This window comes from Sporosarcina luteola (genome assembly GCF_007991495.1).
In the GTDB taxonomy this organism is placed as follows: Bacteria; Bacillota; Bacilli; order Bacillales_A; family Planococcaceae; genus Sporosarcina; species Sporosarcina luteola.
Window position 1 is genome coordinate 24,348 of record NZ_BJYL01000002.1, and the last position, 18,221, is coordinate 42,568.

Annotated in this window: 19 protein-coding genes; 16 read left to right on the forward strand and 3 right to left on the reverse strand. The window is 46.2% G+C overall.

Features of this window, described 5'->3' with window-relative positions; genetic code table 11:
* Positions 1-127 precede the first annotated feature (127 nt).
* From SLU01_RS00295 to SLU01_RS00335, 9 genes are all read left to right on the forward strand, one after another.
* A complete protein-coding gene (locus SLU01_RS00295; RefSeq protein ID WP_147054128.1) occupies positions 128-1,108 on the forward strand; it encodes a nuclease-related domain-containing protein in 981 nt (326 codons plus the stop codon).
* A gap of 820 nt (positions 1,109-1,928) precedes the next feature.
* The gene (locus tag SLU01_RS00300; RefSeq protein WP_147054130.1) at positions 1,929-2,198 is read left to right on the forward strand and encodes a sporulation transcriptional regulator SpoIIID; all 270 of its coding nucleotides are present in this window, start codon (positions 1,929-1,931) and stop codon (positions 2,196-2,198) included.
* A gap of 363 nt (positions 2,199-2,561) precedes the next feature.
* On the forward strand, positions 2,562-3,554 hold the full coding sequence (locus tag SLU01_RS00305; RefSeq protein WP_147054132.1) for a rod shape-determining protein: 993 nt from the start codon (positions 2,562-2,564) through the stop codon (positions 3,552-3,554).
* A 65-nt stretch (positions 3,555-3,619) separates the two neighbouring features.
* Positions 3,620-4,444 carry a flagellar hook-basal body protein gene (locus tag SLU01_RS00310; RefSeq protein WP_147054134.1) on the forward strand — a complete coding sequence of 275 codons (825 nt, stop codon included), beginning with the start codon at positions 3,620-3,622 and terminating at the stop codon, positions 4,442-4,444.
* Between the two features lie 28 nt (positions 4,445-4,472).
* Entirely contained in the window at positions 4,473-5,309 is an 837-nt protein-coding gene (locus tag SLU01_RS00315) for a flagellar hook-basal body protein (protein WP_147054135.1), read from the forward strand.
* Between the two features lie 22 nt (positions 5,310-5,331).
* Positions 5,332-5,667 (forward strand): DNA-directed RNA polymerase subunit beta, encoded by a 336-nt coding sequence (locus SLU01_RS00320; protein WP_308507710.1) that lies wholly within the window; start codon positions 5,332-5,334, stop codon positions 5,665-5,667.
* Between the two features lie 74 nt (positions 5,668-5,741).
* Positions 5,742-6,185, forward strand: a complete 444-nt coding sequence (gene fabZ, locus SLU01_RS00325) for a 3-hydroxyacyl-ACP dehydratase FabZ (RefSeq protein WP_147054137.1) — start codon at positions 5,742-5,744, stop codon at positions 6,183-6,185.
* Positions 6,186-6,292: 107 nt separating this feature from the next.
* Entirely contained in the window at positions 6,293-6,676 is a 384-nt protein-coding gene (locus SLU01_RS00330) for a hypothetical protein (RefSeq protein ID WP_147054139.1), read from the forward strand.
* A 98-nt stretch (positions 6,677-6,774) separates the two neighbouring features.
* Complete coding sequence (locus SLU01_RS00335; protein WP_170232526.1) at positions 6,775-7,152, forward strand: hypothetical protein; 378 nt, start codon at positions 6,775-6,777, stop codon at positions 7,150-7,152.
* A 129-nt stretch (positions 7,153-7,281) separates the two neighbouring features.
* Here SLU01_RS00335 and SLU01_RS00340 read toward each other — a convergent pair whose 3' ends face one another.
* Positions 7,282-7,719 (reverse strand): YwpF family protein, encoded by a 438-nt coding sequence (locus SLU01_RS00340; protein WP_147054143.1) that lies wholly within the window; start codon positions 7,717-7,719, stop codon positions 7,282-7,284.
* Between the two features lie 265 nt (positions 7,720-7,984).
* On the opposite strand from SLU01_RS00340, the gene SLU01_RS00345 reads away from it, so the two are divergent.
* Together SLU01_RS00345 and SLU01_RS17860 are read left to right on the forward strand one after the other, a co-directional pair.
* A complete protein-coding gene (locus tag SLU01_RS00345; protein WP_147054145.1) occupies positions 7,985-8,443 on the forward strand; it encodes a single-stranded DNA-binding protein in 459 nt (152 codons plus the stop codon).
* Positions 8,444-8,724: 281 nt separating this feature from the next.
* The gene (locus tag SLU01_RS17860) at positions 8,725-8,886 is read left to right on the forward strand and encodes a hypothetical protein (protein WP_170232527.1); all 162 of its coding nucleotides are present in this window, start codon (positions 8,725-8,727) and stop codon (positions 8,884-8,886) included.
* Positions 8,887-8,924: 38 nt separating this feature from the next.
* Here the strand turns inward: SLU01_RS17860 and SLU01_RS00350 are convergent, their stop codons facing one another.
* Positions 8,925-11,669 carry a DEAD/DEAH box helicase gene (locus SLU01_RS00350; protein WP_147054147.1) on the reverse strand — a complete coding sequence of 915 codons (2,745 nt, stop codon included), beginning with the start codon at positions 11,667-11,669 and terminating at the stop codon, positions 8,925-8,927.
* Positions 11,666-13,246, reverse strand: coding sequence for a hypothetical protein (locus SLU01_RS00355; protein ID WP_147054149.1), 1,581 nt, complete (start codon positions 13,244-13,246; stop codon positions 11,666-11,668). The genes SLU01_RS00350 and SLU01_RS00355 overlap by 4 nt, the downstream gene beginning before the upstream one ends.
* Before the next feature lie 121 nt (positions 13,247-13,367).
* On the opposite strand from SLU01_RS00355, the gene SLU01_RS00360 reads away from it, so the two are divergent.
* The 5 genes from SLU01_RS00360 to SLU01_RS00380 all read left to right on the forward strand — a co-directional run bounded on the left by SLU01_RS00360 (position 13,368) and on the right by SLU01_RS00380 (position 17,958).
* Positions 13,368-13,685 carry a hypothetical protein gene (locus tag SLU01_RS00360; RefSeq protein WP_147054151.1) on the forward strand — a complete coding sequence of 106 codons (318 nt, stop codon included), beginning with the start codon at positions 13,368-13,370 and terminating at the stop codon, positions 13,683-13,685.
* Between the two features lie 110 nt (positions 13,686-13,795).
* Positions 13,796-14,239, forward strand: coding sequence for a transcriptional regulator (locus SLU01_RS00365; protein ID WP_147054153.1), 444 nt, complete (start codon positions 13,796-13,798; stop codon positions 14,237-14,239).
* Positions 14,240-14,656: 417 nt separating this feature from the next.
* Positions 14,657-15,343: a hypothetical protein gene (locus tag SLU01_RS00370; protein ID WP_147054155.1), complete on the forward strand. Its 687-nt coding sequence runs from the start codon at positions 14,657-14,659 to the stop codon at positions 15,341-15,343.
* Entirely contained in the window at positions 15,344-16,618 is a 1,275-nt protein-coding gene (locus SLU01_RS00375) for an efflux RND transporter periplasmic adaptor subunit (RefSeq protein ID WP_147054157.1), read from the forward strand. It begins immediately after the preceding gene.
* Between the two features lie 212 nt (positions 16,619-16,830).
* Positions 16,831-17,958, forward strand: a complete 1,128-nt coding sequence (locus SLU01_RS00380; RefSeq protein ID WP_147054159.1) for a polysaccharide deacetylase family protein — start codon at positions 16,831-16,833, stop codon at positions 17,956-17,958.
* Positions 17,959-18,221: the final 263 nt, after the last annotated feature.

Here is an 18,221-nt window from a genome sequence, read left to right on the forward strand (position 1 = left end):
CAATTTATCTCCCCAAAATCGGCATTTAAATTCAATTAAGTGCCCTATTAAGCCCTTTTACTTCGAGTATCCGGCAGACTATTCAAAATAGAACCGACTAGGTATACAATGGCATTGAGGTGATTCAATGATAGTGAAAAGAAGGGAAAGGACTAAAGAAATGGATGGCTTGATTGCATTGGAAAGGAGATTGAGAAGGGGGAATGAAAACAAGCAGGGAATAAAGGAGAAACTGTACAAGCTAGAGGCGGGTTACAGCGGGGAATGCCAATATGATAAATATTTGACCGAGTTCAAACCTCGCTATCCACACGCAATCCTTCACGATGTAACTTTAAATTATGATGGAATTTACTTTCAAATGGATTCAATTTTAATTACACCATCATTTATTATGATCTCAGAAGTAAAGAACCTTGCTGAAAAAATAATAGTTAAGACAAAACCATTACAATTTATAAAGGAATATACTACGGGGCAACGCAAGCCTTTTCGTAATCCGATTACAGAGGTTGAACGGAAAATATATCTATTAGAGAATTGGTTGCATGAAAGAAACATTCAGGTGCCGGTAAGGGGATTAGTAGCGTTTGCATATAATAACGAGATGCAAATCGAGGAATCTCCTAGTATGGATATCATGTTTACGTATGACGTAGTAGCACATTTAAGATCTCTCCCCGTTCATCAAGATATTCTTAGCCGACATGAAATTCGATCACTTGCCTATGAAATGCTAAGAAAACACCGTGAGTTTAACCCATTTCCCATGGTTCAAAGATACAATATTCATCCTGCCGAAATAATGCCAGGCGTTATTTGTACGAAATGTGGCAACTTCAAGATGAAATGGGAGACCAGAAAATGGTGTTGCTCTTCTTGCGGACATAAAGGAGTAGATGAACATAAAGCAGCGATAGAGGATTGGTATACGTTAATAAAATGTACAATGACGAATAGGGAATTTAGATACTTCACGCAACATGAATGCAGGCATGTCGCAAAATATCTACTTGGGAAAGCCTCTACCAAGCTAATCGGGCAAGGTCGAAATGCCCATTATGAGTTTCTGATGGATAGGCAACAGCAAATAAATAATGAGGTGTAGCTCCGCAAGATTGTGGGGCTTTTTACTTTTTATTGGAATTTCCTATTTTACATTTTTGATGGTCAAAGGCATTTGGCGCGAATTGTTTCGTATTGGGCAAGAAAGCTTTCCGCGGGAAGTTCAAATGCTTTAAGCGGCAAATCAATCGCGCCTAGTGCAATTCCACAAAAAAGTTTTACGCATTGCTACGTTAGGAAACCTCGTTCATCCAAGAATAGTTCACGCTATCAAGTTCGTGTTCTCGTTCACCATCGAATAGTTCTCAATGCCATGCCTGAAGTTCTCGTTCTACTCCGAGGAGTTCTCATTCCCACGTCCGGAGTTCTCGTTCCCCGCCAAAGAGTTCTCATTCCTGTAATAACAGTTCTCATTCCTGCAGTAACAGTTCTCATTCTTCGCCAAAGAGTTCTCATTCCTATAGTAACAGTTCTCATTCTCCGCCAAGGAGTTCTCATTCCCACACACGAAGTTCTCATTCTCCACCAAAGAGTTCTCATTTCCACACTCAGAGTTCTCTTTCCCCGCCAAAGAGTTCTCATTCCCACACACGAAGTTCTCGTTCTCTCAAGGAGTTCTCATTCCCGTAGTCGAAGTTCTCAATCTCCACCAAAGAGTTCTCATTCCCACACTCAAAGTTCTCATTCTCCGCCAAAGAGTTCTCATTTCCACACTCAGAGTTCTCATTCTCCACCAAAAAGTTCTCATTCCATCACAAAGTATTCTCCCTAACTCTCTGCTTCCAACACCGCCCAGACATAACTTCCCGCCGGCGCGCATAGGATAAAGGAAGAAACGGAGCTGACAGGGAAAGGAAGAGGGCGTGCACGAGCAAATTCGGAGGCGATGCGTGCGCCTCGGTAAAATGTTGCTGGACACTGGACTTACAGTACGGGCACTGGCGAAAGCGACGGGCTATTCGAAAAGCACGGTCCATAAGGATTTAACGGAACGGCTGCCGAATGTTGATGTGGAGTTGTCTGAAGAAGTCGCCAAAATACTTGCCTATCATAAGTCTGTCAGACATTTAAGAGGCGGTGAAGCAACACGGATGAAATGGATGAATGAAAATAAGAAAGCCCGCAACATGTGACGGGAATAGACGGGGCCATGACCATCCTTACAGGAAGGCGGACACCCTGTCTTTTCACATGGAAAAAGCCGGTTCGCTTGCCCATTTAAACCCCTAATTTAATCTCCATATGTTTAATGAATATACCCACGCCTTTTAGAATGGAATAAAAAAGAACTACGAAAAATGGGTTAATAAAATACCAACTCTCCATAAAAACTTGTAAAAAACCCCCAATCGACAATATTCCCGAAGTATTTTATTTCTGAATAAAAATATGCAAAATAGATGTCAATCTTTGTGTTCAAAAAAGAGCCAATATGATACAATATATAGTCATAAGAGTATGCTCGATGAGCGAAGTTGGAAGGGGAAACGGGATTGATGTTTGCAAAGGATATTGGAATCGACCTTGGCACGGCGAATGTGTTGATTCACGTAAAAGGGAAAGGGATCGTCCTTGACGAACCGGCAGTCGTTGCAATCGACAAACATACGAACAAAGTGTTGGCTGTTGGCGAAGAAGCGAGTAAAATGGTAGGTAGGACTCCTGGCAACATCATTGCCATTCGTCCGATGAAAGATGGCGTCATCGCCGATTTTGATGTGACGGAAGCGATGTTGCGGCATTTTATTAATAAATTGGATGTCAAAGGATTTTTGTCGAAACCGCGGATTCTCGTTTGCTGCCCGACAAACATAACGAGTGTCGAACAGAAGGCGATCCAAGATGCAGCGGAAAAATCCGGCGGCAAAAAAGTATATCTTGAAGAAGAACCAAAAGTCGCAGCAATCGGTGCCGGGATGGACATTTTCCAGCCGAGCGGGAATATGGTCATCGACATCGGCGGGGGAACGACTGACGTTGCAGTCCTATCGATGGGCGATATCGTCACGTCCGAATCGATCAAGGCGGCCGGCGACATGTTCGACAATGACATTATACAATCAATCAAACGAAAACATAAATTACTGATCGGAGAAAGAACTGCGGAAACGATCAAAAAGAATATCGCAACCGTCTTCCCGGGCAGCCGGAAAGAGGAGATGGACATCCGTGGCCGCGATATGGTGACGGGACTTCCACGGACAATTACCGTAGATTCCGAAGAAATTCGGGAAGCGCTCAGCGAATCTGTTGAAATGATCGTCCAATCGGCGAAAAATGTATTGGAAAAAACACCGCCCGAACTATCCGCTGACATTATCGACCGAGGCGTTTTCCTAACAGGCGGCGGCGCGTTATTGCACGGCATCGACCAGTTGCTTGCAGAAGAACTGAAAGTGCCGGTGTTCGTGTCGGACAACCCTTTAAGCTGCGTCGCAATCGGCACGGGCATCCTGTTGGATAGCATCGGTAAAACAATTGCATACTGATGGAATTATCATGTGATTGAATCAAAAATCAATTTAAGTAATTAATAGAAGGAGGCGGGATCCCCATGTTCCGTGGATTTTACACAGTCGGCTCCGGCATGATCGCGCAACAGAGAAGAACGGAAATGCTGGCAAACAATATGGCGAACGCCAATACGCCAGGCTTCAAGGCGGAGCAGTCAAGCATCCGTTCATTTCCAGAAATGTTCATGTCAAACCTGAATGCTACTCGTATCCCAACGGAAAAAGGCCTCAATCTGAAAGGTCTATCACCAGTCGGGGAACTTTCGACAGGTGTTTACATGCAGGAGACGATGCCGCTTTTCACGCAAGGTTCTCTACGCGAAACCGGCTTGACGACGGACATTGCACTTATTGAAGGAAACCTTCCGGTCAATGAAGAAACCGGCGAAAAAGGTGCTCTTTTCTTCCGGCTTGAAAATGGAGCAGGAAATGAACTCTATACGAGAAACGGGAATTTCACTCTTGACGCGGCAGGCAATTTGACGAATCCGATGGGACATTATGTTCTCGATTCAAACGGTCAACGCATTCAGCTTCAAAATGACAATTTCAGCATTTCAGATGCTGGCATTATCATGCAGGACGGCGCAGCGGTAGCGACACTCGGTGTTTCATTCGCGGAGCAGCCTTCAGCACTTATGAAACAAGGAAATGGCCTGTTCGCGAGCAATGATGGCAACTTGCCTGGGGCGCAAAACAACAGCTATTCATTCCAACAAGGCTATTTGGAAGCTTCCAATGTGGATGCGGGAAGAACCATGACGGACATGCTTGCTGCATACCGTGCCTTCGAAGCGAATCAAAAGATCTTACAAGCATATGACCGGAGCATGGAAAAAGCAGTGGAAATTGGGCGTGTCAACTAATGACGCGATTTGAAAGGGGCCGGAACGAATGATACGGTCGATGACAACAGCAGTCAATACAATGAATCAATTGCAAAGCCAAATAGATATAATCGGTAATAACCTTGCAAATTCTGCTACGAACGGGTATAAATCGAGTGAAGCCAATTTTCAGGAAATGCTCTATCAGCAATTCAATAATGACAAAGGCGACACGGCAGAGCGTAACTCACCTGCAGGAATCCGGTACGGCGTCGGCGCCATGCTCGGCTCCGCGCAAATGAACTGGAAAGTCGGCTCCTTGCAGATGACCGGTCGTGAACTCGATTTTGCATTGACGGAACCGAAACAGTATTTCAACCTGATCATGCCTGGAGAAGACGGCGAACAAACCGTTTACACACGTGCAGGGAATTTTTACGTTTCGCCTGTTGAAGGCGGCAACCTAATGCTCGTCAATGGCGACGGATATCCTGTCGCGGACAGTGCGGGACAGCCGATCACATTTGCGGAAGACGTTAGCAATTACAATATGCTTCCTGGCGGTGTGCTCGAAGTGACGCATAACAGCGGCGCAGTCCAGCAAATTCAAATGGGCGTAACGACGTTAGAACGCCAAAACTTGATGAGCCGGCTATCCGCTACACTATTCGCGCTTCCTGGCAATATGGCGGATCTTGGCGTCGCACCTGCCGATATTTTAACTGAAATGACTGGCGCCGACCGGAATCGCATCGGAATGGAAAACCAAAAGCTTGAAGCATCCAATGTGAATTACGAAAAAGAAATGACAGATCTTATTAATGTTCAGCGTTCCTATCAGTTTAACGCGCGGACAGTCACGCTTGCCGATCAAATGTTAGGATTGATCAATAACATTCGATAAGTCGTGTTAGGGAGAATTCGATATGATAGATGATAAGCAGCAAAGCCCTCAATGGGACCATATGAATCAAAAAGACCACACGGAACGGCAAATCGTCGCTTCACGGATGGATCGAAACAAGCAAAAAAAGAGAAAGTCAGCGGACGAGGAAACGAGTGGAAAAAGAAGACTATGGGTCCAAATCCGCATTCTACCGATTTGGCTGCGTGTCATTCTCGTCCTTCTCTTGCTTGTGGGTGCAGCAATTCTCGGCTCGATGATTGGCTACGGCTATGTCGGCGATGGCACTCCAAGTGATGTGCTCAAAAAAGAGACGTGGACCCATATTGTGGATATTATAAATGGGAAAGAGTCTTAACGGCTCTTTCATTTTGTTTTTTAAAAAATCCAACTTTTGCTTTTTTCTAATACATAATAGGGAGGATAAACGTCATGCTAACAGCAGAACAAATTCAAAAAATCATTCCCCATCGCTATCCATTTCTATTAGTTGATAGGATTACAGAAATTGACGAAGGCAAACGGGCGGTTGGCCTTAAAAACGTCACCATCAATGAAGACTATTTCAACGGTCATTTTCCGGGATACCCCGTCATGCCGGGCGTATTGATCGTCGAAGCACTTGCTCAAGTCGGCGCCGTCGCCATGCTTCAAAAAGAAGAGAACCGGGGTCGTCTTGCGTTCTTCGCAGGAATCGACAATTGTCGCTTCAAACGGCAAGTCGTCCCTGGAGATACATTGAAACTTGAAGTGGAAATTACAAGAATGCGCGGCACCATTGGAAAAGGGAAAGCGGTTGCAACCGTAGACGGCGAAATTGCTTGTGAAACGGAAATCACATTTGCTCTCGGACCGGTTGAGCAGGCCGCAGATTAATTTGCACGCCTGTAAAATGTTAGGTACAATGAAAAGTGCAATGTCTGGAAATGTCGAATGAAAGCAGACAAACATGCACGTTTATTAGTGGGAGGTACCATTCAGTTATGTTCAAAGATCTTTCTCCAAATATAAAAAGCAGCATCACGCGCTCCATCACCCAAACGTTCGAGCAATACATGGCGAACATCGCTTGGGATGAAGAGGAGTATAGCATCGAAGACTTCATGGCCACTTGGCGCGAATACATCACGACAAAAGCACTATGGTATTCAAAAATTCCGGATGCAATGAAACTGGATCCGAAATTTCATGAAGACCTCGCCCAACGCATCAACGAAGTGATCCAGCGTGTTATTAGCGAACCACCGTCCGAAGACCAAATCGCTTCGATTCAAATGATGCAGGAAAAACTCGACACGCATTACACATACGACTGCAAAGCAGAAGCCGTTTATGTCGAGAATTTATTGAAAGAACGCATGGAATAAGAACAAAAAAAGTATGGATAGTTCCCTCCTTTTGAGCCAACCTACAAGTATCATACGGATTTGTATGATAGACGGCTTGTGGAAAGGAGGGAATTTTCATGTTCAAAAAAGCGATACCGTTCGTACTTGTATCTGGTCTCGTCTTGACAGGGTGCAACAACAACAACGACGTTCCGGACAATAACGAAACGCCGATGGAAAACTTAGATGACGGATTACGTGATACGACACCACGAGTCAACAACGGTGCAGGTTCGGACATGGATGGCATCAACAACGGAAACGATCGGAACAACGGTGTGGACAACGGAATCATCAATGATGGCAACCGTAACAACGGAGACATGAATGGTGACAATACAACGGCACCAAACGACGACATCCTAACAGATGACAACACAACAACTCCGAACGACACCGACACCAATCGTGACCGTAAGAACAAAGATGGAACAACTGGAAACAACAACCGCTAACCGCAAGCCGAACAAGAAAACCGCCACCCCCCGGCGGTTTTTCTTGTGTTGGAATCGCGTCGATCGGGTCACCAACGTGCTAGAACTCCCGCGTACGAGTAAAAAAAAGCCGCCATCAAAGGCAGCCTCTCACTCCAACTCCCGGTCCTTCTTCAACCGTGGACGTTCACGCATATCCGACTCAAAACGCTTCAATAACTCGTCTCCACTAAGCCCCTCGGTAATCAGTTCCTCCAACAAATGCTCAGCATATTGCGTGCGGGCTCGTTTCAACCGTCCCTTCAGCAAGACTGAAATATGATCCCCAATTCGTTCCACAGCATCCACCGCAACACGGAAACCCGCCGGTTCGTTTTCCGGATAGGAAATGACGACGCGCGCTTCCAACAATTCCTCGGACTCCTTCCAATCTTCAAACAGCTTTTCATGCTGCTGATCGATAAACATCTCAAGAATCCACATCCGGTGGCTATTCTCTTGATTAATAATAATCCCATCAATGAGCGGAAAGTCTTGGATCTTTTCATCCGCCAAGATCCCGACCGATATCATTTTAAATGTCTTCAAACGCGCCACCCGCCTCACTTTTTGCAACAAGTATACCATATCGGCAAAAAAACTTCAGAATCATGACGAACTCGTGTTATTACGGATAAATGAAAGTTTCCAACCGCTTGATGTCCTTGTAGATGGAAATAATAGGGCCGACAAAATCCTTATTTCATTACACGAAAGAGTTAATAATACCTCCATAATCCAACTATGCGAGTTTGCCAGTTTGGCCGCTCCATTTGTATGATGAGGGCATCATGGAACGAAAGGAGGGGGACTAGTGAACCAAGTTGCACTCGTAGGGCGCATAACTAAAGATCCGATTTTAAGAAGGCTTTCGGAAGGAAGATTGCAAACGAGCTTCATCCTAGCCGTAAACCGCAAATTCAAAAACCAGCATGGCGAAGTGGACGCCGACTTCATACTTTGCACGGCTTGGGGGAAAGTTGCGGAAAACACGGCAAAGCATTGTGGAAAAGGATCTTTAATAGGAGTTGGTGGGCGCATTCAATCGAGAACGTATGAACGGGAAGACAACAGCCGCGTATTCGTCACCGAAGTAATCGGTGAAGAAATCCGGTTCCTGTCAACGAAACGGAGAAGCAGCGACAACTTGTATGGAGAGCCTGAACAGAATGTGCAACGGACTGGCGGAAATGAAAGCGGAAGTGAACAGGAAAAAGCGAAGTCGAACTTCCATTTACCGCAGGACGAAAAAGATGGATTACCAATTTTTTGACCTATCGGGCAGATACATAAGGATAGGGAAAAACGGGGAAGGGGGACCGGCGGAAAAGCGAATGGTACACAAACTAAATAGTTTTGTGAAATAAAAAAGCTCTACGTTGAAAAAGGATGATAAAAGGCGATCGGATACTAGGCAGGTGGGGATCTGCCCAGTATCCAACGGGGAGCATTGTCACCTTTAGTGGTGGAATGCTTGCTGCATAGGGCCAACTGATCTTGGCCGACCAAACACGGCGGGGGTCGCTCCCGCCGTATCTATAAGGAGGGAAGTAAATGGAAAATGTCGAAAGGAAAATCATCAGACTGGAACTGCAAGTAGGTGAACTGATCCGCATTCTTGCGCACCTGAACGAACGGATAAAAAATATTGAAGAAAAAGAACGCGACGGAAAAATCATCTCGATACATAAGCGGCAAGCCACACACCGAATATGAAAAACCCCGGCTCCATCACGGAACCAGGGTCGACAAAACTATCGTTCAAACGACAACAAATCATCCAATTCACGATCCGAAAGCTCCGTAAGCCATTGACTCGATTGAATCAGATCAGCAGAAAGAGCAGCCTTCTCTTCCAACATCTTATCGATCTTCTCTTCAATCGTCCCAACGGTCACGAACTTATGGACATGCACGAACTTCGTTTGACCGATGCGGTAAGCACGGTCCGTAGCCTGATTTTCAACCGCAGGATTCCACCAGCGATCCGCGTGCAGCACATGATTCGCACCCGTCAAATTCAAACCGGTTCCACCAGCCTTCAATGATAAAATGAAAATCGGGAATTCGCCGGCCTGAAACGCTTCGACCAAATGATCGCGCTGCCCCTTCGGCATGCTGCCAGACAAGAAAGGCACATCGATATCATGCAACTCGCTTAAACATTGACGGATCAATTGCCCCATTCCGATATACTGCGTAAAAATCAAACATTGTTCGCCATTCGCTGCAATATCTGCAGCCATCGACACGATTCGATTTAATTTCACCGACCGTTCCAGCATTTGGTCGGCAGGCGCATGCGGCTCCTTCAAGAAGAGCGAAGGATGATTGCAAAGCTGCTTCAACCGGCTCAACATTTTCAAAATGAGCCCTTTCCGTTCAAATCCGGTCAGCGTATCCAACTTGAACTTCGTATCCTCTATAAAGCTTTCATAGAGCGCTGCCTGCTCGGTCGTCAGCGGACAATACTCATTCTGTTCAAGTTTTTTCGGCAAATTCAACTGCAAATCGGGATCGTTTTTCGTGCGCCGCAACAAGAAAGGCCGGATTTTCGCACGCAGCTTCCGCTTTTCAAGTTCCGAATCATCCCGCTCAATCGGAATGATGAATTGATCTGTAAACGTCCGGAAGCTTCCGAAATACCCTTTATGGATAAAGTCGAAAATCGCCCAAAGCTCCGACAACCGGTTCTCGATTGGCGTCCCCGTCAACGCAATCTGATGGTCGCCATGCAATTTGCGAATCGCACGCGACTGCTTCGTCTGCATGTTCTTAATGTTTTGCGCTTCATCGAGCGTGATGCTCGCAAACACTGTCCCGCCTAGCGTCTCATCGTCTTGAGTCGCAGTGCCATATGTCGTCAAAATGACATCCGGTTTTCGTTCCGCCACGAGCCGATCGAACTCTTCATCCTTCGCACGTGACGGCCCATAATGTGTATGCACGATGAGCGACGGCGCAAACCGCTCAATCTCCTTCTGCCAGTTGCCAAGCACACTCGTCGGGCAAATGATCAAAGAAGGGGCATCCGTTTCAGGGCGTGCATGGACATTCAATAAATACGAAATGAGCTGCACCGTCTTCCCGAGACCCATATCATCGGCTAAACAAGCGCCAAAACGATACTCGCGCATGAAAACGAGCCAATTATAGCCCTCAATCTGATACGGACGAAGCTCAGCCTTCAATGCGGCAGGCACTCCTGCGTCAGGCAAACCGTGTTTATTCGCTACCATATCAACATATTCACGCAATGATTGCTGCATTGAAAAAGCGAGCAACGGATCATCGGCCTCATCATCATCCTCGACCGGGACGATCTCCTCAGGAATCTCCTGGAACAACAGATCCTTCACCGTCCACTCGCCCGCATCCGCCTGCTCCATCAGCTCGCGGATCCGCTTCAGCCAAAGTGGATCGATATGGAACCATTCATCACCTGAACGAATATACTCACGATTCTCGTCAACCAACTTCCGGAACGAATCCTGATCGATGTCTTTGCCGGCAAGCGAAAAGTTCCAATCGAAAGAGAGTACTTCATCCAAGCCTGCCGCCGAACGATACGACTGCACACTCGCATTCGTCCGGACGCGCATCTTCGACTCCGTCACCGACTTCAACCATGCCGGCAAAATGACGGAATAACCGAACGACTGAAACACAGGGAGATCCTCCTGAATGAACATACGAACTTCAGGATCAGACATCGGCATCGACAAAAAGCGATTACCCGGATCAATCTCCACCGAACGCAGGAAAGACGCCATTTCAGACTGCTTTTCACGGATTTCATCAGCAAACTCTTTCCACTTCGCTGGCAAAGCATCCGCCATATCGGCATTCAATTTCCGGACAGCTGGCGTCCAATGTGCCCCGCGCTCACTCACAACAACCGTCTCAAGCAACCACTCCGTATCCGTCTCGGCATCCGGCTCGGTCAGACGGAAAGCGACCCGGACAGGCATATTCGTCACAGTTTCACCCGGCCACCCGAATTTTCGCAAATGCGGCAACAGCGCCGGCAACTGTTCGAACCGGATAGCAGAAGCCTCGATCTTTTCACGAATCGCATCATGGAGAATCATCGAAGAAAGGGCAGAAATCCCGATTTTCTCCTCGTCAAATCGGATCATCCCTGCGTCCAACTCTGCATGCTGCCAGAAGTCAGGTTCATTCCAAACCTTCGCTGCCTCCTGCAACGCGGCCAGATGCGCTTCATCATCCGATGTCCGTCCGCTGAATGAAGCGAAAGGATGCGTCTTGCCTGTAAACAATTGCAGGAAATCATTCGTTTTCAAATGGACAGCATTTTCATCCGTCACCGACAGCAACCCATACAACGCCTGTTCATTGTTGAAATACAGGAAAGAGGAAAGCCTGTCGGGGGGAACCGTCCTGCCGGAAGCGTCCGTCGCAGAAACCTTATAACCGCCAGCTTCATTCCGGTCGATTGCCAATTGGAAGAGAAGATTCAAAGCATCCGTTTTCGTCATAGATTCAAATTCCCCTTTTCCATTTCTTCGGACAACGCGCGAAGCCTTTTATATTGCTCGCGAACCGTGTCGATGTACCGATTCCAGAAATCGGCTTTTCCGCTCTTTTTCGCCCCTGTCTTCATATTCTTGAACAATCTGACGGCGCGGCGGTAGCTATGTCTGTTCTTCTCCTGGATGAACCGCATCGCGTACGTATGGAGCAGCGGCATGACGGAAGCGGGGTCATTCGCTAAAACGAATTTCAATGTATCCGGCTCGATCCCATCATACGGAATATTGAACCGATGCATAAGGGCAGCCCATTCAGCGAAGCGTTCGCGTTCAATAAGGAAATCGCCGAATGCACTCACACCCGCTTCTCCGTACAGCATGAACAGCTCCTCCCGCCGCTCTTCCGGGAACTCAGCTTCTTCCAGCAAGCCATCGATTTTCCGGATGAAATGATATGTTTCATTCGAAGAATTGATATTGGCAAAGTATCCGCCGATATGAGGGAAAATCGTATCCATAATAACGTACAACGAATCGGTATCTTCGAGCTCTGCAGCGTGATCAGCAAGCGGCAGCCAATAATCGACATGCTCGCCGCCCGTCTTGTCCGCAATCTTTTGAAGCGCTTCCTCATCGCCATGCGTCAAATAGAAGAAAGCCGCAAAATATGGGGCATCTGCTTTGTCCTCGTCGAGCAGGGTTGCCATCTCTCTCTCCCGCTCAGCATCTTTCGGGTACAGCAAGTCCCACATGATCGAATAGATTTCAAGCCTGGCCGGGAACAACCCATCATGATGTAGAACAAGTTCACGGGCATTCGTTTTCAATGACGCATAAAAAACATCCGTTTCAAACAACCGCGGATTCTTCCCAAGCGTATGGACGTGATTGCGCAATTTACTCACCTGATCATTGATCCACATCTTCACTTGCCATTCACGGTACGTGAAATGATTTTGCAATTCCAAATGCGCATAAAGATATGTCCATGCGGCATCGAGTAAATGCAACCGGTAAAACAGCTCAAACAGCGGCTTCCATTCATATTCAAAAGGGGATAGCGGAATCATCTTCTGATCCAACAAAGAACTTTCATGCAAAAACACATTTGGACTTTCACTTGGGTTCATATCTCGCAGCGGCGCCGTCAGTCTGTACAACACCTGATTCCACGCCTCCGGAGTCCGCTCCGATATGGTCAGCGCCATCTGTTCGACCTCCCTCCGCTGCCAATTATGCATCCACTCCGTTAAGGAATTGAATTGGGAATAAAGATAGAAGACAACCGCCATCTTATGAACGCACCACTCATTTTCATCACAAGTACAAGACACGTCCATCTCTGGAAAAGTCAGCTTCACAACATTCTCCACAGTTCCATCGGCCAGCGACACCTCAAACGTGGACCCATCCGCCGAACACCAATAGTGAAACAAGGACCCTTTCCGGACAATGGACACGGCTTTCCGAACAACAACGACCTCTTCCTGTACATCCGGCCGGAAAGAATGCTCAATCATATTCATAAATTCATCTATTTCACGCTCATGCAAATAAGAAACACGTTCCACAGTCATGTGCATTCGCTCACTCCCTAAAATAAAGCATTCCCTTCATTATAAAGGTTTAAGACCACAACCGTAAACGCTTTTATCCCAAACATCTAATACGAGCACTTACATTCACAAAAAAGGAGGAAATCAAGTGGAAACATTAATCATACATATCCCACAACTCTATGAAAAACGTCATCTATTTAATGAAAACATGAAAAGAAACGCAGCATGGGGAACAATCCATGAAAAAAATAATAGCGGAGGATTCATCGCACCGGAAACATTTTTGACGAGCGATCGCAAAGTGCTCATCGCTAATTATAAATTAGATGAATTGACAGTTCTCATGGATGGGAAAGGGAAAATCATTCAACAGTTACTAGAAAATCAAATCGACTTCGAGCCACGGGAAATAGCATTTTTGACAGAACGTCCCGACAAAAGCCAATCGCCTACCCGCACGTAAAGCATTTATTTCAGTCTCATTGAATATGCTAGAAACAAATCATTCACAAAATCGCCACAACTGTGATAGAATAATAATAATCGGAATATTCAATGACGGAGGGATAGAAAATGCTTTCTGTTCAACGTATGACGCCGTTTTTCACTAGCCAGGAGGATTTCCGTCTACGTCTCGTGTTCGCCTATCAATATTTCTCTATTATTAAAGGCGGTGAAGTATATCAATTCGTACCATCCGAAGGGAAAGAAATCGTCGTCAACATGAAAAGCCTGCAAGTCGAAAACTTAGGCGAAGTATTCGTTTTTCAACGAGGCAGCCGATTCATCCGATTGCCACTGTACCAGCTGCTCCTCATCTCGGATCTTCACTTACACCTATCGACAATCCTCGAAGGCACATTAAACATTAAAATCGAAATGCCCGAAGCTGTCACCGAGGAAGCCGGCAAAATGATTGAACAGATGGAAGCCCATCACAAACTGCGCATGATCGACTATGCGCTCGAAACTAACAACCGAAGCTTATTCACTCAACTGACGGAAGGAATGCAATAACATTGAATAACTCATGAAAAAACACTTATCGTTCCAGAATAAACGATAAGTGTTTTTATATTGGAAAAACAGTAAGTTTCCATGAAAGAATAAGAGGGTATAGATAGCTTGCTTGCTAGGTTCAACTAGTAAAAAAATGCAATGCAAGTACGAATATAGTGGAACCGGTTAATCCAAACAAGAAATCTGTCATAGTAAATCGATGTTTTTCATCATGATTCATTAAAATCCGCTCCTTTGTCGATTTCCCGGGAAATACGTCTAGTTGGAAATGAAAAATTCTACAAATAGTTTGGCCAAATTCTCCAATTTTCATACATAGACCATCTAGTAAGAATTGATAATTTTGCGAGATTTGATAAAGTAGAGTCTACGGGCCCAAAATAAGGCACTTCATTAGCAGAAAGGATTGTCGCCATGTTCTTTGACTACAGGTTTTGGCATTATTTGACGAGGCCATTCGAACTCGCCACCCATTTACAAACCGGAACGATGCGGAACTTTCATAAAAGGCTGTACATCGTTTTCCTCACAGGAATTATCCTGTTCGCCATAAGAAACAGCTGGGGAATGAACACCGAAGCAATTACGGCATTGATGACGACAATGACAACGACGGACTACATCATTGCTCGATTCGCTTCTTTAGCCGGCACGATTATCTGGTCAATCATATACATAGCCTTTCATATTTTCGGGGTTGCCATCATCCTTTCGTGGATAACGAAAATTCCATCCCGGCAATTCGTCCCCCTGCAAGTGCTCATGACGGGCATTCTGCTTATGGAAAAAGCGGTCATCTTTATCGTTTTCGCAATAAAAGGCGAATCTGTCAGCCTTTCATTTTTATCATTCGGCCCGCTTGCCGTCACGGTCATGGAGAATTGGTATTTAATCTTATTCCTGAACCAACTAACAATTACAAGCGCACTCATCATCACTTTGCAATACCGATTCATCCGTGGATTCATAGCTGACGGAAAATGGCGCGAACAACTTTGGATGCTCATTGGGGTGCATGTCGCAATGGCCCTTATCACAGCTGCCGTCGCCTACATTCCGTTCGACGCAATCCTCAATTCACTTTTCGGAGGTGGCTTCTAGATGAATAAACGAATGGGCATCACGATTGCCATAATCGTCAGCGCCTTCATCGCCCTGAACATCCACCTTTTATATTCAAATAAAAGCACGGTTCCGAAATCATTGTATGTCCACCAATACGAACGCATGACACCCGGCCACTTCGAAGAAACGATCCAGAAAGAAGGCTTCGTCACGCCAGAAGAAATTTACACTGTCTACGTCGGAGACGGGGAGGCCATTGAAACATGGCTTATCGAAGAAGGCGATCAAGTGCAGGTCGGGGATGAAATCGCGATACTGCAAACGGAACGTGCAGAGAGCCAACTCGCGGCATGGAGCGCTGAGGAAGAAGGGCTCCTTGAACAGCGAAGCTCTTTGCATTCAATCCTATCTGCCTTGGAAGCGGACCGCGCCAGCGCTCAAAATAATTCCGCCAATGTCAACACTACCGAAACACCAGGGGATAGCGATATCGAGTTGACTGTCGACGTCCAAGTTGACGTGAGCCAAGACGGCTCTTTTGCACAAGCAATCGCGGAAGCGGAACGGGAACTATCGGAAATCGACCGCAAACTGGCTATCGTCCAAGCACAGCTCGACCAAAACCCATCGCGGCCGGCATTAATTAGCCCTGTTGACGGAACGGTTTCGAATGTGAGTAAAAATGGTGTCACATTAGCAGCGGAAATTTACAGCGAAATGAAACTGATCACGACATACGCACAGCTGGATGAATGGCAGAAAATCGAAGTCGGAGACCTCGTCCGCATCCAAGAAAACAATTTGGATACCGTCATTGAAGGGGAGGTCCACTCCGTTTCCGCTGTCCCTGCAACAGATAGCAGATGGCAGGAAGCGTATGACTCGCTGGACCGAAACGAACGGAAAAACCCACTCGATATTTACGAAATACGCATGAAGACGAGCGAGCAACCCCATGCACTTCCATTCGGCGCAAATGTCAGTGCGTTAATTATCGTCAATGAAGCGGATGCCGTATCCGTAAAAATCCATTGGCTCGAGTCTTATTCTAAAAATAGCGCTATCGGTTGGAAGCTCGATGAACAAGGGCGTGGCATCAAAACTAAAGTTGCCGTACCGTTCGAATCCAACTCACGCGGTGTCATCGCAGAGGGCTTACAAGTCGGCGATGTCGCCATTTACAATCAGAAAATCGCAGATTATAAAGAACCATTCGGCGTTATTCTGCCGTTGCCGCTTGAATTGCCATCGAAGAATGAATGGAGAACATTCGGCTGGAAAAACTATGTGAAATATGGATTTCTAGAATAAGACAACAAAAACCGCCATGATGGCGGTTTTTGTTGTCTTACGCGGAGCATTCCCAGTCAGCCGCAGCACCCCGGACGCGATTACCGCAAAGTTTTGCTCGTTTTATGACTTATTTCCTGGCACTCCTGTCTCCTGAAAATATCTGATTCTACCCCTGTCCCTCTATCAATATAGTGAAGTAAGGAGATAAAACGGGGGAGTGGGGACAGCGAATGAGGAAATGGGCTTTGGTGTGCAGTTTAGCAATCATTTGGATTTTATTCATAGGTATCGATAAGGTGGAGGCGAGTGAAACCGGAAAGCGATATGTCGGACTTCACGATCGCATTTTGCCGCTTGAAGATATTCGCGTCATCGACGGGGATACGAAAGTGCCGCTCATGGACATCGCAAAGTTTCTTTACTTGCCCGTCGACGTGAAGAACGGGAAAACGACGATCCGTAAAAGCGGAAAAGAGATTGTATTCGATTCAACAACCGGCGTCACAACGTTGGATGGTGCCGTTCAGAAATGGGAGCCGCTTGCGATGATTGACGACCAAGTTTTCATTAGCGTGAAATATATCGCCCGAGAAATCGGGTTTCAAATAGAGTACTTCCAGAAATACCACACGATCCGCATTTACCGCAATGATTTTAATCGTATAAGCCATCCGGCATTCGAGGAAGTGATTCAGTTGCATATCGACGAGCAGCCGCCTTCGCAAACTTCAAAAGCGAATGTCTATTTAACGTTCGATGACGGCCCGAATCAGTCCACGCTGAAGAATCTTACAACACTTGAAAAATACGAAGTGCCTGCCACCTTCTTCTTTCTTGGCAATCAAATGAAAAATAATGAATCCATCGTTAAAACCGTCTCGGAAAGCGGTCACTACATTGGCTCGCACAGCATGACGCATGATCGGGCATTCGTCTACGGATCGACCGAATCGTTCATTGCCGAGATGGCTGGCGGAGCAGAGATGATCAAAGAAATAACGGGGAAATCGGCCGACCTCGTACGTGTCCCATACGGCAGCGTTCCGCACGTCACACAAGGCATGCAGAAATCCCTCATCTTACACGGTTTTAAAATGTGGGATTGGGACGTCGATTCCAATGACTGGCGATACAGCGACAAACAAGCGGGACAAATCATCAAAAACGTCCAGGATGGCGTGACGAAAGCAGCCAAATCCGGCGATAACAACATCATCGTCCTGCTTCACGACCGCAGCCAAACTACCATCGCTTTGCCGACGATCATCGAGTGGCTGCAAAAAGAAGGCTACAACTTGAAAACCTATGAACCGAATGAACATATCGTCCAGAACTTCCTTCACGAGCAAGCACTCTAAACCAAATTTGCGGTGCCTGCCACCCGAACAACTCTGAATTGTTCGGGTGGCAGGCACCATAAAAAAGAAAATACTTCAGAAGCATTCCTTTCTGGTTCATCAGTGGGGGGCCTATTATACGTTCGTACCGCAAGAAATAAGGGTTTATACCACCTTCGGATAATCTTTCTGAATAATCTTTATTTCGACAAAAAGCGCTATTCTCAATGTTCTTCCCCTGTGATATCTTGTATTGGCACCAATCTACCAATCTTAAAGGGGGA